This is a genomic window from Mesorhizobium sp. LHD-90 (genome assembly GCF_030929505.1).
GTDB lineage: Bacteria > Pseudomonadota > Alphaproteobacteria > Rhizobiales > Rhizobiaceae > Kumtagia.
Genome location: NZ_JAVFVV010000018.1, coordinates 106,310 through 119,429, shown reverse-complemented (window position 1 = coordinate 119,429; position 13,120 = coordinate 106,310). Strand labels below are relative to the sequence as shown.

The 13,120-nt window shown below is 64.2% G+C and carries 16 protein-coding genes; 9 read left to right on the top strand and 7 right to left on the bottom strand.

The genetic code is table 11. The features are described 5' to 3' along the window. Nucleotides 1-4: 4 nt before the first annotated feature. The 5 genes from RB623_RS23135 to RB623_RS23115 form a co-directional block, all read right to left on the bottom strand. A complete protein-coding gene (locus RB623_RS23135; RefSeq protein ID WP_308059374.1) occupies nt 5-373 on the bottom strand; it encodes a DUF1801 domain-containing protein in 369 nt (122 codons plus the stop codon). A gap of 231 nt (nt 374-604) precedes the next feature. After that, on the bottom strand, nt 605-1,018 hold the full coding sequence (locus RB623_RS23130; RefSeq protein WP_308059373.1) for a VOC family protein: 414 nt from the start codon (nt 1,016-1,018) through the stop codon (nt 605-607). A 44-nt stretch (nt 1,019-1,062) separates the two neighbouring features. After that, nucleotides 1,063-1,506 carry a nuclear transport factor 2 family protein gene (locus RB623_RS23125; protein WP_308059372.1) on the bottom strand — a complete coding sequence of 148 codons (444 nt, stop codon included), beginning with the start codon at nt 1,504-1,506 and terminating at the stop codon, nt 1,063-1,065. A gap of 77 nt (nt 1,507-1,583) precedes the next feature. Next, a complete protein-coding gene (locus RB623_RS23120; RefSeq protein WP_308059371.1) occupies nt 1,584-2,861 on the bottom strand; it encodes an RNA polymerase sigma factor in 1,278 nt (425 codons plus the stop codon). After that, on the bottom strand, nt 2,858-3,232 hold the full coding sequence (locus tag RB623_RS23115; RefSeq protein WP_308059370.1) for a YciI family protein: 375 nt from the start codon (nt 3,230-3,232) through the stop codon (nt 2,858-2,860). The genes RB623_RS23120 and RB623_RS23115 overlap by 4 nt, the downstream gene beginning before the upstream one ends. A 235-nt stretch (nt 3,233-3,467) precedes the next feature. On the opposite strand from RB623_RS23115, the gene RB623_RS23110 reads away from it, so the two are divergent. Both RB623_RS23110 and RB623_RS23105 read left to right on the top strand, forming a co-directional pair. Further along, the gene (locus RB623_RS23110; protein ID WP_308059369.1) at nt 3,468-4,727 is read left to right on the top strand and encodes an ATP-grasp domain-containing protein; all 1,260 of its coding nucleotides are present in this window, start codon (nt 3,468-3,470) and stop codon (nt 4,725-4,727) included. A gap of 4 nt (nt 4,728-4,731) precedes the next feature. Next, nucleotides 4,732-5,760: a polysaccharide deacetylase family protein gene (locus RB623_RS23105; RefSeq protein WP_308059368.1), complete on the top strand. Its 1,029-nt coding sequence runs from the start codon at nt 4,732-4,734 to the stop codon at nt 5,758-5,760. A 32-nt stretch (nt 5,761-5,792) separates the two neighbouring features. On the opposite strand, the gene RB623_RS23100 is transcribed toward RB623_RS23105, so the two are convergent. Beyond that, nucleotides 5,793-6,629: a class I SAM-dependent methyltransferase gene (locus RB623_RS23100; RefSeq protein ID WP_308059367.1), complete on the bottom strand. Its 837-nt coding sequence runs from the start codon at nt 6,627-6,629 to the stop codon at nt 5,793-5,795. Between the two features lie 206 nt (nt 6,630-6,835). Here RB623_RS23100 and RB623_RS23095 point away from each other — a divergent pair, with 206 nt between their 5' ends. From RB623_RS23095 to RB623_RS23065, 7 genes are all read left to right on the top strand, one after another. Beyond that, nucleotides 6,836-7,495 carry a TetR/AcrR family transcriptional regulator gene (locus tag RB623_RS23095; protein ID WP_308059365.1) on the top strand — a complete coding sequence of 220 codons (660 nt, stop codon included), beginning with the start codon at nt 6,836-6,838 and terminating at the stop codon, nt 7,493-7,495. After that, nucleotides 7,461-8,621: an isovaleryl-CoA dehydrogenase gene (locus RB623_RS23090; RefSeq protein ID WP_308059364.1), complete on the top strand. Its 1,161-nt coding sequence runs from the start codon at nt 7,461-7,463 to the stop codon at nt 8,619-8,621. The genes RB623_RS23095 and RB623_RS23090 overlap by 35 nt, the downstream gene beginning before the upstream one ends. Further along, nucleotides 8,622-9,137: a hypothetical protein gene (locus tag RB623_RS23085; protein WP_308059363.1), complete on the top strand. Its 516-nt coding sequence runs from the start codon at nt 8,622-8,624 to the stop codon at nt 9,135-9,137. Between the two features lie 167 nt (nt 9,138-9,304). Next, on the top strand, nt 9,305-9,703 hold the full coding sequence (locus tag RB623_RS23080; RefSeq protein WP_308059362.1) for an AbrB/MazE/SpoVT family DNA-binding domain-containing protein: 399 nt from the start codon (nt 9,305-9,307) through the stop codon (nt 9,701-9,703). Beyond that, the gene (locus tag RB623_RS23075; RefSeq protein WP_308059361.1) at nt 9,700-10,083 is read left to right on the top strand and encodes a type II toxin-antitoxin system VapC family toxin; all 384 of its coding nucleotides are present in this window, start codon (nt 9,700-9,702) and stop codon (nt 10,081-10,083) included. Before RB623_RS23080 ends, RB623_RS23075 begins: the two co-directional genes overlap by 4 nt. A gap of 26 nt (nt 10,084-10,109) precedes the next feature. Beyond that, nucleotides 10,110-11,717 (top strand): carboxyl transferase domain-containing protein, encoded by a 1,608-nt coding sequence (locus tag RB623_RS23070; protein WP_308059359.1) that lies wholly within the window; start codon nt 10,110-10,112, stop codon nt 11,715-11,717. A 184-nt stretch (nt 11,718-11,901) separates the two neighbouring features. Then, nucleotides 11,902-12,627, top strand: a complete 726-nt coding sequence (locus RB623_RS23065) for a hypothetical protein (RefSeq protein ID WP_308059358.1) — start codon at nt 11,902-11,904, stop codon at nt 12,625-12,627. 43 nt (nt 12,628-12,670) lie between these two features. Here RB623_RS23065 and RB623_RS23060 read toward each other — a convergent pair whose 3' ends face one another. Next, nucleotides 12,671-13,105 (bottom strand): SRPBCC family protein, encoded by a 435-nt coding sequence (locus RB623_RS23060; protein ID WP_308059357.1) that lies wholly within the window; start codon nt 13,103-13,105, stop codon nt 12,671-12,673. Between the last annotated feature and the right edge of the window lie 15 nt (nt 13,106-13,120).

The window sequence follows — 13,120 nt, the reverse complement described above, 5'->3', positions numbered from 1 at the left end:
AGACCTATACCGCCTTGGTCGGGTCGCCCTTCAAGCGGTTGAGGGCGACACCCGCCGCAACCAGTCGGCCTACCCTCGCCGCGTCGATCGCGTCGCTGCCCTGGAGTTTGATCGAGGCCATCAGAAAACTGCCATGCGGCTCCAGCCGGTCATGCAGGTCGCGCATCTCGGCGCCGCGCCAGAAACCGAGCGTGACATGCGACTTGTGGGCTTTCAGCAGGCAGACCGGTCCGTCCGCCTCATAGACCGGATGACCCCATTTGACGGATTCACTCAGGCCACCGACGGCCATGATGGTGCCGCGCAGCGTTCTGACCGTCTCCGCCTGCCAGCCGGCAAGCGATCCCACATAGTCGTCCACAGTCCTGCCCATCTTCTTCTCCTCGCGCGCATCACTCCTCCGCCGCACTAGCTCCAAAGCGATGTCGGCGCCCGCTCGCGCGGGCCGCGAAACCTCGGGCCATCCCAGACGAACGGAGCAGGATAGACGCCAAACAGTGCATGCGTGAAGAGTGGATTTCCGCTTGGCCATTCAGGCGTGCGATCACGCTGAGCATGGCGATGCAAGGCGTCTCCGGCGAATGTCGGTCGTCCACCATTCTCGTCAGGCCTTGCCTGCGGCGTCGGCCGGACCGACAATGCCCCAGAGCACGCCGAAAGGATCGCGGAGCTGGCCGTAGAGGTCGCCCCAGAACGCCACCTCGAGCGGCACAACCACCTCCAGACCGGCGCCCAGCGCCCTATCCCACCAGACGCGCGGCAGGGACGAAGCGATGTGCAGCACCACGCCCTGGACCGGCTTCTGTTCCTGGCCGTACTCCGGAAAGAAATCGGCCAACATCAGTGCGCCATTGTTGATTTCCAGATGGCAATGGATCAGCCGGCCGTCCGGCGTCGGCTTGCGGTCGATTTCGCTGGCCGCGAACGCCTTCTTGTAAAGTTCGGCCGCCGCCTTGGCGTCGCTGAGCTGCAGATAGGCGATGACGCCCGGAATGTTCGTCGATGGCTGGTCGGTCATGGCGATTTCCTCTTGGTTGACCGGATCGCACAATAAATAGGCGGTCATGGCTTCAGGTCGACGGCAGCGCGCATGCTGCCATCCATGTAGAACGGCACCGACTCATGCTCGTGGGCGATCTTCCAGGTACCGCCGACCTTGCGGAGCCCGAGCGTGCAGCGGAACCAGAGTTCCTGGCGGCCCTCCTGCTTCTTGGTGCCCGCGAGCCGGTTGAGACTGTGGCTGAACGCCACCGTGTCTCCGGCCGCGACGGTCAGGTCTCGCAATTCGAGTTCGAGCGGACTGTCCCATGTCTGGAACCAGGCATCGAGGTCTGTCGCGCCCGCGCCGGCATCGATCAGCGGCGGCGCCAGCGAAAAATGCAGATAGCCGCTGGCCAGATGGGACAGCGCGGCCGGTGCATCCTTGCGGCGGATAGCATCGGCCCACTGCGTGATCACAGTGCGGACGCTTGCCTCCTCGCCCTGAACAGTTTGGGAAGTGTTCATCGTCTTCGCTCCGTTTCTGTTGCTGTCCCAAGGACGGCCGAGCGAAGCGGTTGCCGACAGGATTTTCCCGAAAGATCTCAGCTGACCGCGCGCGGCGCGGCCGGCGGCAAGGCAGCATCCGCCATCAGCCGGTCGAGATGCATACGGATATGGGCGGCCTCGGCCGCCGTGTTGGCGAGCGCGATGGCGCGGTCGAAGGCGATGCGCGCTTCCTCCTTGCGGCCAAGCTGCATCAGCAGGTTGCCCTTGACCCCGAAGAAATAGAAATAGCCTGAGAGTTTTTCGGCAAGCGGCTCGATCAGGTCGAGCGCGGCGGCGGGACCGGCTGTCTTCGACACCGCGACAGCCCGGTTCAGCGTGACCACCGGCGACGGCTGAAGGGCTTCGAGCGAACGATAGAGCAACTCGATCTGCGGCCAGTCGGTATCCTCCGGCCGCGCCGCGCGGGCGTGCAGTGCCGCGATCGCCGCCTGTACCTGATAGGCGCCCGGCCTGCGATGGCGCATCGCCTTGTCAATCAGTGCCAAGCCTTCCGCGATCAGCGGCCGCTTCCACAAGGTGCGATCCTGATCATCAAGCAGGATGGCATTGCCTTCGTCGTCGAAGCGGGCGTCGGCTCGTGCATGCTGCAACAGGATCAGCGCCACCAGCCCCATGATCTCCGGCTCGGTCGGGAACAGCCGCAGCAGCAGCCGCCCTAGCCGGATAGCCTCCTCGCAGAGCGGCGCCCGCGCCTGGCGTTCATGGACGCCCGCCGAATAACCCTCGTTGAAGACGAGGTAGACCATCGCCGCGACCGCCGCCAGCCGCTGCGAGCGCTCCACCGCGCCGGGCGTCTCGAATGGCACGCCGGCGCCGGCGACGCGGCTCTTGGCGCGGGTGATGCGCTGTTCCATCGCCGCCTCCGAAACGAGGAAGGCGCGCGCGATCTGCTTCACCGACAGACCGGAAACGATGCGCAGCGCCAGCGCGATCTGCTGGGTTGCGGGCAGGTCCGGATGGCAGCAGATGAACAGCAGCCGCAAGATGTCGTCGCGGTAATCGGCGCCGTCCAGACGTTCCACCGCCGCCGCCTCGGCGTCACCGAGATCGGACAGCTTGTCCTCGTCGGGCAGCTCGGTCTGCTTCTTCTGGCGGCGCACCGCATCGACCGCGGCATTGCGGCCGACAAAGATCAGCCAGGCGGTGGGGTCGCGCGGCGGGCCGTTCTTCGGCCAGGTCCTCAGCGCCCGCAGGCAGGCCTCCTGAAACGCCTCCTCAGCGGTGTCCAGGTCGCGGAAATAGCGCAGCAGAGCGCTGACCGCCTGAGGCCGGGCGGAGGAAAGGGCGGCCTCGATCCAGACCTGATCCGTCATGTCTTGATTCCATTCGTGGCGAAATAGCCGACCGGACGCACCTCGTAGGAGCCGACGCCAGGATTGGCGGCGGCAAGCTCGCGGGCGGCGTCCAGCACCTCGTCAAGCGATCCGGCATCGATCAGATAGAAGCCGAGCAACTGTTCCTTGGTCTCGGCAAAGGGGCCGTCGATGACAATCGGCTCCTCCTTCGTCTTGCGCAGCGTGGTGGCCGCCGTGGTCGGCAGCAACCGCGCCACCGGCCCGAGCCGGCCCTGCTTGATGAGCTTGTCCTGCACCTTCTTCAGGCGGCCCATGACGGCGGCGTCTTCCTCCTTGGACCAGGCGGACGTGACTGTTTCGTCGTTGTAGCAGAGCACCGCGTAGAGCATGTCTTCTTCCTTTGCTTCGAGGACGCGCGGCCCACCACGCTTCCGACAGAATGCCGCGAAAATAATGCAGCCTTTCCAACAAACCAAAACGGGGCGTCCAGATCCCCCCGACGCCCGCATTTGCCCCGCCGAACCGTTTATTAACAAGGCGATGTCTAGGGTAAACGCCGATCATATCCAATCGGTCCAGCCGATCCGCCTGGACACCCTGCGTGCCGGTTGGCGGAGCCGATAGATGGAGCCTCAGTCCCGACCTGGGCAGATGCTGGACGGCAAGGTCACGGGCGTCGTCATCCTCGGCGGCGCGCATGGCACGCTGGCGCTCGCCCGCAGTCTGGGGGTTCTAAATGTGCCGGTCTGGCTGGTCAGCACCGATACCCCCCTGCCCGGCCTGTCGCGGCACGTGCGCAAGAAATTCGACTGGCCCGGCCCGGACGACGCGAGCGCGATTCCCTTCCTGCTCGACCTAGCCGCCACGCATGGGCTTGCCGGCGCGTTGCTGATACCTGGCGGCGACGGTGAAGTGCGTCTGGTCTCGCAATCGGTCCACGCCCTGCAGCCGGCCTTCAAGGTCATGCTGCCGGCGTGGGACCAACTCAAATGGATGTGCGAAAAGCCGCTGCTCTATCGCCGCGCAACGGACCTGTCGGTCGAGATCCCGCCGACCTACCGCTTCGCCTCGACCGATGAGGCGTACCGAGCGCCTATCCGTTTTCCGGTGGTGCTGAAGCCCAACATGGGCGGCGGCCCCAGCGAACTCGCGCGCGCAAAAGTGATTCGAGCCGACGATCACGCCGGTTTCGATCCGGTGTTTGGCAGTGCGGCCTTGGAAATCGGCATCGACAACATCGTCGTGCAGGAACTGATCCCCGGCGGCGGCACGCAGCAATTCTCCTATGCCGCGCTCTGGCACGCCGGCCGGCCGGTGGCGGAGTTCACGGCGCGCCGCGCCCGCCAGTACCCGGTCGATTTCGGCTACACCAGTACTTTCGTCGAAGTGGTCGAGCGCCCCGACGCGGCTCAAGCAGCTCGAAAACTGCTCGCCTCGATCGATTTCGAGGGGCTGGTCGAGATCGAGTTCAAGCTCGATCCGCGCGACGGCGCGCTCAGATTGCTCGACGTCAATCCCAGGCCGTGGTCGTGGTTCGGGCTGGCTTCAGCCGCCGGTCTCGACCTCGGTGCGATGGTTTGGGAGATCGCCAACGGCCGGGCCCCCGCCCCACCATCGCCGGCCCGGCTGGGCACGGCGTGGATGTATCTGGTGCGCGACATGGTTTCGGCGGCGATCCTCATTTCGCGCGGCAAGCTCGGCATCGGCGCCTATCTGCGCTCCTTCGCGTCCGTGCGCGCCTGGGCGACCTTTGCCGCGGGCGACCCCGTGCCGGGGCTGATGGACATTCCGGTCACCGCCTGGCGGGTGCTGACGCGCCGCGTCCTGCGTCTGCCGTCACGCAGCGCCGAGAGCGTGGCGGCGCGCAACCAGCCCGAGCGCTGACCTCATGAAAAGCGCGATCAAGCACGCGGTCATCCGTGCCGGACTGGAAGTCTTCGCCCTACCTGGCATCGGCGCGCTGTGGCCAACCGCCGCCGGCCGCGGCGTGATCTTCACCCTGCACCATGTGCGGCCACACCGCGCCGAGGCGTTTTTGCCCAACGCACTGCTGTCGGTCACGCCGGAATTCCTGGAACAGGCGATCCTTGCCGCGAAACAAGCCGGCCTCTCGCCGGTACCGCTCGAGGACCTGCCGGGGCTGTTAGCCGACCCGTCCGACCGCCGCCGCTTCGTCAGCTTCACGCTCGACGACGGCTACCGCAACAACGCCGAATTCGCTGCGCCCGTCTTCCGCAAGCTCGGCGTGCCCTACACGATTTTCCTCACAGAAGGATTTGTCGAGCGCACCCGCTCGCTGTGGTGGGAGACCGCCGAGGCACTGCTGCGCAAGACATCGTTGCTGCGCTTCGATTTCGGCCAAGGCGACGCGGAGCTTTCCCTGAACACGGCGACCGAAAAGCTGGCCGCCTTCGGCCGCATATCGAGGCTGGTCGCCTCGGACGAAGAGGATTCGGCCGTCGAGCACCTTGACCGCGCCGCGCGGGCGCATGGCATCGACCCGCTCGGCATCACGGCCGAGCTAACCATGGATACCGACGAACTGCGGCGGCTGGCGGCCGACCCACTGGCGCGCTTCGGCGCACACACGCTGACCCATATCAATCTGAAACGCGTCGATGAGCGGCAGTTGCGCGCCGAGATCGAAGGCTCCATCGCCTCGGTAAAACGTTTCGTCGGATACCCGCCGAAAAGCTTCGCCTATCCCTACGGCTTTCCCGACGCGGTCGGCGACCGCGAGATCCAGGCTGCCGCCGAGGCTGGGCTTTCGATCGCCGTAACCACGCAGCCCGGCGTGCTTTCTGCCGGCACGCTTGCCCGGCCGACCGCCCTGCCGCGCGTCTCGCTCAATGGGCTTTATCAGAAGAAGCGCTACGTGAAGGCGCTGATGACGGGCATACCTTTCAAGCTGATGTAGCCGTAGGGACGGCGCCGGCCCCGGTCTTGCGCCTATCCGTTCTTCCCACGGTAGCGAAACACCGCGTAGTCGATGGTGCGCACCGCATCGAGAAAACCCGGCATGGGCGGCGTGGCGAGTTGTTCGAAGGCGCCGCTCGTCAGGATCGCCGGCTTTGCCCAGTCGATCGCCGCATGGCTGGAACTGCCGTAGACGACGTGACAATCGCGGTCGGTCTCGCGCAGCGACGCCACCAGATTTTGGATAACGATGTCGAAAACCTGTTTCGAGAACGGATTGTAGAAATAGACGACCAGCGGCGTCTTGGGGAATTCGTAGGCGGCCGCGTCCGCCTCGACCACTTCGATGTTCCGGCATTTCTGCGCCGGATCGCGGAACGTCTCGACATTGCGTTTTGCGATCTCGACCAGTTCGTGCGCGAACTCGACGCCGACAACCTTGGCGAATGGATAGCGCGACGCCAGCAGCAGAGTGCGCGATTTTCCCGCGCCGATGTCGATGAAGGTGCAGTCACTCAGATCCGCCGGCAGGCTGCGCATGATGAAGTCAAAGGTTTTTGGCGAGGTGCAGAGGCATTCGTTGCCTTGGTCGCGATGCGGCCCGACGACCTGCAATCCCGCAAGCTGGATCGAGCCGGCGGTGTCGACATTATGATCGCGGTCCCATTTGCGTGCCAGCCGGTCAGCCATGAGATGGCGGATGTTACGCCCGACGAAGGCGGTACTGGCGGAAAGTCCATGGCGGCGCACCAGCCGGAACGGCTCCAGCGGCCCGCGCTCACGCAGAATTCTTATGGCGCGTCCCAAACGCCCCGACGACCGGTCCTGGATGCCGGCGCGATCCGCCCGTCCTTCCTCGAGATCAGCCATCTGGCTACTCCGCCTTCTACTGGCAGGGTACGACAATTGTCGTACCGCCGCCGACACCCTGCAACGCGAACCTCCAGATTTCGTAAACGGGCGAAGCGCTCAGGAACCGGTGAGCCGCTGGACCGATCTCCCCGGTCGTGCCACCGCGCCAAAGGCGTTGAAAGAATTGAACGTTTGTTTTATTATATCCCCGTAGGGAGGATATCTTGGCGCGAACAGTGGGCTCCGACGGCGAAAAGACGCAAGCGGCGATCCGCGAGGCGGCAGCCGCGCTGATTGCACGCCACGGCTACGAGGCCGTGTCCATGCGCCAGCTCGCGGCGGAGGTCGGCGTGCAGGCGGCGGCGCTCTATCGCTATTTCCCAACCAAGGAAGACATGCTGTTCACGCTAATGCGCGAGCACATGGAAGGACTGACCGCAAGCTGGGAGGAAGCACGTCGTCCCGCCGCAGGAGGCCCGACCGACGAACTCTCGGCTTTCGTTTCCAACCACATCGCGTTCCACATGGCCCGGCGGCATTCCACCCATGTCTCCAACATGGAGCTGCGCAGCCTTTCGCGCGAGCGGCTCACGCACATCCTCAAGCTGCGGACAAGCTACGAAAAGGAATTGCGGCGCATTTTGCGCGACGGCGCGGAAGACGGCACTTTCCGCATCGACGACGCAGCGCTGACGGCGATGGCGATCATCCAGATGATCACCGGGGTCATCGTCTGGTTCCGGCCGGACGAGCGGCTGTCGGTCGAAGAAGTGACCAGAAACTATCTTATCATGACCATGCGCCTGGTCGGCGCCAGCGAGACTGCCGAGGAAAGCAGGAGGCAAGAGAATGTACACGCAAACGCTGAATTTCGCGCTGGGTGAGGATGTCGACGCGCTGCGCGATCTGGTGCGCCGCTTCGCGCGCGAAAAAATCGCGCCGCGCGCCGCCGAGATCGACCGCACCAACGATTTCCCCATGGAACTCTGGCCGGAGCTTGGCGGCCTAGGCCTGCTCGGCGTCACCGCCGACCCGGATTTCGGCGGTTCCGGCATGACCTATCTCGCCCATGTCGTGGCCATGGAGGAGATTTCACGCGCCTCCGCCTCGGTCGGCCTGTCCTACGGCGCGCATTCCAACCTCTGCATCAATCAGCTCAACCGCTGGGGCACGCCGGAGCAGAAGGAAAAATACCTGCCCGGCCTGTGCGCCGGCGCCACGGTCGGCGCGCTCGCCATGTCGGAGACCGGCGCCGGCTCGGACGTGGTCTCGATGAAGCTGCGCGCCGACAAGCACAACGACCGCTACGTGCTCAACGGCAACAAGATGTGGATCACCAACGGGCCGGACGCAGGCACGCTGCTGGTCTACGCGAAGACCGAGCCGACGATGGGCTCGCGTGGCATCACCGCCTTCATCATCGAACGCGGCATGAGGGGCTTTTCGGTTGCCCAGAAGCTGGACAAGCTCGGCATGCGCGGCTCCAACACGGGCGAACTGGTGTTCGAGGACGTCGACGTGCCGTTCGAAAATGTCGTCCACCAGCACGGCCGCGGCGTCGAGGTGTTGATGTCCGGCCTCGACTACGAGCGCGTGGTTCTGGCCGGCGGACCGCTCGGCATCATGGCCGCCTGCCTCGACGTGGTCATGCCTTATGTCCGCGACCGCCGCCAGTTCGGCCAGGCGATCGGCGATTTCCAGCTCGTCCAGGGCAAGCTCGCCGACATGTATGCGACGCTGAACGCCTGCCGCGCCTATGTCTATGCGGTTGCCGCCGCCTGCGACCGCAAGGAGACGACCCGCAAGGACGCCGCCGGCTGCATCCTCTACGCCTCCGAGCACGCCACGCGCATGGCGCTCGACGCCATCCAGCTTCTTGGCGGCAACGGCTACATGAACGAATTCCCCGCCGGCCGCCTTCTGCGCGATGCAAAACTCTACGAGATCGGCGCCGGCACCAGCGAGATCAGGCGCTGGCTGATCGGCCGGGAGATGATGGCGGAGGGGTGAATGAATCTCGCGACGGCAAACATCCAGCTTTTGCGTGCCGCCATCCCTCTTGACGACTCAATGAACGCAACATTCTCGCTATGCCACGCCGACCACTCACAAAACTGGCGCGCCGAGTTTGTCGTTGCAATCACGACGCTGCGCGCTGTCGGTCATGTGCTGCATAAAGTGGATTGCAAGCGATATCCCGAAATTACGCGTTGTGTGCAAGGACGCTTCAAGCGTTGGAAACTCGGAAAAGGAGAAGACGAACTCTTCGTGCACTTTATCGAGGACACTCGCAACCTGCTCTTGAAGACGTATGAGTTTCCCTCTGACGAGGCAACTGTTTTCAAAACCGATTCATCGGGAGAACTCTCTCCAAGCGATCCTGATTTAGATCTAGTAGTCAGCGGATACTTTAAAGGATGCAGTGTGATCGGCTTGCTCCAACACAGCCACAAATGGTGGATTAGGGAGCTCACTGAGATCGCTTCCTATATTCACCATGAAATACCGCAGGACCCTCTGATATGATCTGGCTGATCTGCTGGGTGCCTTTCGGGCTCGTAGGTCGGGAAAGGATAGCGGAGAGATGATTGCCCGGACGCAAAAACGTCTGGCGAAGACGTGGAAAATGGGAATCGTTGAACCATCTGCCATTTTCGTCTAATCTGCCATTTGGAAAGAATGGAGCCATTGCCATGAGTGGCCAGGGATTCGGAGAAAGTCCCCAGACGCCTTACGACGCTGCTGCCATCAGTGCTGAGGCGGGTCCGCAATCGGTGGCTTATGTCCGCCTTAAGGTCGACAATGCAGGGCGGATCGTCATCCCCGCCGAAATGCGCGCGGCCATGCTGATCAAGCCCGGCGACACGGTGACGGCGCAGGTGGTGGATGGCGAGTTCCGCATCGTCTCGCCCGGCGTGGCGCTGAAGCGCGTGCAGGCTTTCGCGCGCAAGTGGCGGGCAGAACACCCCAACGAAAACGTGGTCGACGAGTTGATCGCCGAGCGTCGCGAAGAGGCACGGCGGGAGGACGAGCGTTACGCCCGCCTGGAGCGTGAGGCGGCAGCGCTGGACACGCGGAATCGCGGCGGGTGACGGCCTATGTTTTCGATGCGTCGGCGCTGCTCGCGATCCTGCGGGACGAACCGGGCGCCGAAATGGCGATAGCACGGCTGCCGGGTGCGCTGGTGCCAGCCGTGAACTGGAGCGAGACGCTCATGCGCGGCGCCGAGAAGGGGCTACCGATCGACGACATGCGCAGCTTTCTGGCCGCGCAGCAGATTGAACTCGTCCCTTTCGACGGTGACCTGGCGGTTGCCACCGCATCCCTCCGTCCCGCGACAAAGCATGCCGGGCTTTCCTTTGCTGACCGGGCCTGCATTGCCACAGCCGTCGAGCGCAAGGCAACCGTGGTGACAGCCGACCGCATCTGGGCGACACTCGACCTTCCCTGCCGCGTCGAGTTGATCCGGTAAGTCGTTCGCAAACCCGGGACCCTTCCATGCCTGTCCTGAAATCCCAGATATCCCCCGCCTCCGACGCCTTTCGCGCCAATGCCGAGCGCATGGAAACGCTGGTCGCCGACATCGCCGCCAAGGCGGAAACCGTGCAGCGAGGCGGCTCGGAGGAAGCGCGGCGCCGCCACACCTCGCGCGGAAAACTTTTGCCGCGTGAAAGATTGGCGCAACTGCTAGACGCCGGCTCGCCCTTCCTGGAGATCGGCCAGTTCGCGGCCTGGGAAATGTATGACGACGCCATCTCGGCCGCCGGCATGATCGCCGGCATCGGCCGCGTCGAGGGGCGGGAAGTCATGGTCGTTGTCAATGACGCCACCGTGAAGGGCGGCACCTATTATCCGCTCACCGTCAAAAAACATCTGCGCGCCCAGGAAATCGCGCGCGAGAACAACCTGCCCTGTATTTACTTGGTCGATTCCGGCGGCGCCAACCTGCCCAACCAGGACGAGGTGTTTCCCGACCGCGAACATTTCGGTCGCATCTTCTACAACCAGGCGACCATGTCGGCCGCGGGCATACCGCAGATCGCCTGTGTCATGGGGTCCTGCACGGCGGGCGGCGCCTATGTGCCGGCCATGTCGGACGAATCCATCATCGTCAAGAACCAGGGCACGATTTTTCTGGGCGGCCCGCCGCTGGTCAAGGCCGCGACCGGTGAGGATGTTTCCGCCGAAGACCTCGGCGGCGCCGAGGTGCATGCAAAGCTTTCCGGCGTCGCAGACCATCTGGCCCAGGACGACGAGCACGCGCTGGCGATTGCGCGGCGCATCGTGAAGAACCTCAATCGCTCGAAGAGCGTAAAGCTCGACTTACGCGATCCCGCCCCGCCGCTGCACGACCCGCGCGAACTCTACGGCATCATCCCGCAGGACACGCGAAAACCCTATGACGTGCGCGAGGTGATCGCCCGCATCGTCGACGGCTCCGAACTCGACGAGTTCAAGCAGAATTACAGCACGACGCTGGTCACCGGCTTCGCCCATATTTTCGGCATGCCGGTGGGCATTCTCGCCAACAACGGCGTGCTGTTTTCCGAAAGCGCTCTGAAGGGCGCGCATTTCATCGAGCTCTGCTGCCAGCGCAAAATTCCGCTGGTGTTTTTGCAGAACATCACCGGCTTCATGGTCGGGCGCAAATACGAGGCCGGCGGCATCGCCAAGGACGGCGCCAAGCTGGTCACGGCGGTGGCGACGGCACAGGTGCCGAAGGTGACGATGATCATCGGCGGCTCGTTCGGCGCCGGCAATTACGGCATGTGCGGGCGCGCCTATTCACCCCGCTTCCTGTGGATGTGGCCGAACGCCCGCATCTCTGTCATGGGCGGCGAGCAGGCGGCCACCGTGCTGGCGCTGGTCAAGCGCGAAGGTTTTGAACGCAAAAACGAAAACTGGAGTTTCGAGGACGAGCAGAAATTCCGGGCGCCCATCCTGGAAAAATACGAGCGCGAGGGCCACCCGCTCTACTCCTCCGCTCGCCTGTGGGACGACGGCATCATCGACCCGGCCCGCTCGCGCGAGGTGCTCGCACTTTCGCTCTCCGCCGCACTCAACGCGCCGGTGGAGGACACGAAGTTCGGCGTGTTCCGGATGTGAGGCGACACAGTCCGGATACATTTTTCGGATAATTCCACATTGTTGGTTGCGAGTTTTCACTTTCATGTGCAACCTCGCATATCTCAGGCGACAACGGCTGCTGTCCCTCGCAGCAGCCGTACCGTCGCTGGCGGACCTTTTCCGGCCGCGCCAGACCCGCCAGCCGAAAGGACATCGGAGCTCCATGGAATTCGTCACGCTGATCCACACACGCTGGCCCAAGGACGAGTTCATCTACGACCACGGCGCCAAGGGCGAAATCGTCGACGACGTCGACAATTTGTCAGCCGACGACCGCGGACGGCTCTACCGGACCGCCCGCCAGCCCCTCAATATGCCGGCCAACCGCAAACGCTACAGCGGACTGTGGGGCACGATGATGATGGTCATCGGCGGCCCCATCCACTGCGCCCAGTTCGACCAGCCGGTGCCGGCGGACATGCTGTGCGGCGGAAGGCAGGTCGAGTTCACCATCAACAGCCGAAAGGTCTTTGTCGCGACGTTCGGCGACGTCCTGTCGACAAAACTCTTCACCACGGTCGAGCGCTATCGCACCGATGACGGCCGGGTGGACATATGGGACATCGGCTTCGTGCGGCTGATGCGGCGCGACAAGCCCTACGGCCTGCGCGTCGAGCGCAACAACAGCGCGGTCAAGGAATTGCGCCCCGGCCATGACGGCATCTGCCTGCGCGTGCTCGGCGGCTCCAGCCTGCAGCAGCAGGCGATCCTCATCCACGAGGCGCCCAATGTCGGCTGGGTCACCGGCTGCATCGGCCCCCGGCCGCACGGCAACCGCGAGGTGTTCGAGAACAAGACCGGCAACCCGTCCGATCTTGCGGTGCGCGAGATCATCCGCGAAGTGGACCGCCGCGGCGGCAAGGGCCAGTTCTATGTGCTGCGGGGGTGAACGGCCGTTCGCCAGCCACCGTCAGCATGTGGCGTCGCCTCCCCTACCCTTTCGTCGGTGCGTCCGGCCCCGGATCGCCGCCGGCCGCTGCGATCGCCAGCCGGGCGAGATAGTGGCTCCAGCCCTTTTCGTGGCTTGCCCGCTCTTCCTCGTTGGGCAGTCCGCTATGGGTGAAGCGAACCAGCGTTCCACCGTCCTTCTCGACCAGATCGATCTCGACCAGGCCCGATCCCGGCGGCACTTCGTCCCGCCCTTCCCAACCAAAACTGTAGGCCAGCCGATGGACCGGGATGACTTCCGTGAAGTGGCCGCGGGCGACATGCTTGCCGCCGACGGTGACGAGGTAGATGCCGCCCGGATGCGGCTCGGATTGGGCCTCGCCGATCCAGCGCATGATCTTGTCGGGATCGGTCAGGAAGGCAAACACCGTCGCCTGCGGGGCGGCGATCTCGACCTCGGCGTGCAGAGTCTCTGTCATCGGCCTGTTTCCTCC

Coding starts and splice junctions, on each gene's coding strand:
- RB623_RS23135 (WP_308059374.1), bottom strand. CDS start 373: ATGGGCAGGACTGTGGACGACTATGTGGGATCGCTTGCCGGCTGGCAG.
- RB623_RS23130 (WP_308059373.1), bottom strand. CDS start 1,018: ATGACCGACCAGCCATCGACGAACATTCCGGGCGTCATCGCCTATCTG.
- RB623_RS23125 (WP_308059372.1), bottom strand. CDS start 1,506: ATGAACACTTCCCAAACTGTTCAGGGCGAGGAGGCAAGCGTCCGCACT.
- RB623_RS23120 (WP_308059371.1), bottom strand. CDS start 2,861: ATGACGGATCAGGTCTGGATCGAGGCCGCCCTTTCCTCCGCCCGGCCT.
- RB623_RS23115 (WP_308059370.1), bottom strand. CDS start 3,232: ATGCTCTACGCGGTGCTCTGCTACAACGACGAAACAGTCACGTCCGCC.
- RB623_RS23110 (WP_308059369.1), top strand. CDS start 3,468: ATGGAGCCTCAGTCCCGACCTGGGCAGATGCTGGACGGCAAGGTCACG.
- RB623_RS23105 (WP_308059368.1), top strand. CDS start 4,732: ATGAAAAGCGCGATCAAGCACGCGGTCATCCGTGCCGGACTGGAAGTC.
- RB623_RS23100 (WP_308059367.1), bottom strand. CDS start 6,629: ATGGCTGATCTCGAGGAAGGACGGGCGGATCGCGCCGGCATCCAGGAC.
- RB623_RS23090 (WP_308059364.1), top strand. CDS start 7,461: ATGTACACGCAAACGCTGAATTTCGCGCTGGGTGAGGATGTCGACGCG.
- RB623_RS23085 (WP_308059363.1), top strand. CDS start 8,622: ATGAATCTCGCGACGGCAAACATCCAGCTTTTGCGTGCCGCCATCCCT.
- RB623_RS23080 (WP_308059362.1), top strand. CDS start 9,305: ATGAGTGGCCAGGGATTCGGAGAAAGTCCCCAGACGCCTTACGACGCT.
- RB623_RS23070 (WP_308059359.1), top strand. CDS start 10,110: ATGCCTGTCCTGAAATCCCAGATATCCCCCGCCTCCGACGCCTTTCGC.
- RB623_RS23065 (WP_308059358.1), top strand. CDS start 11,902: ATGGAATTCGTCACGCTGATCCACACACGCTGGCCCAAGGACGAGTTC.
- RB623_RS23060 (WP_308059357.1), bottom strand. CDS start 13,105: ATGACAGAGACTCTGCACGCCGAGGTCGAGATCGCCGCCCCGCAGGCG.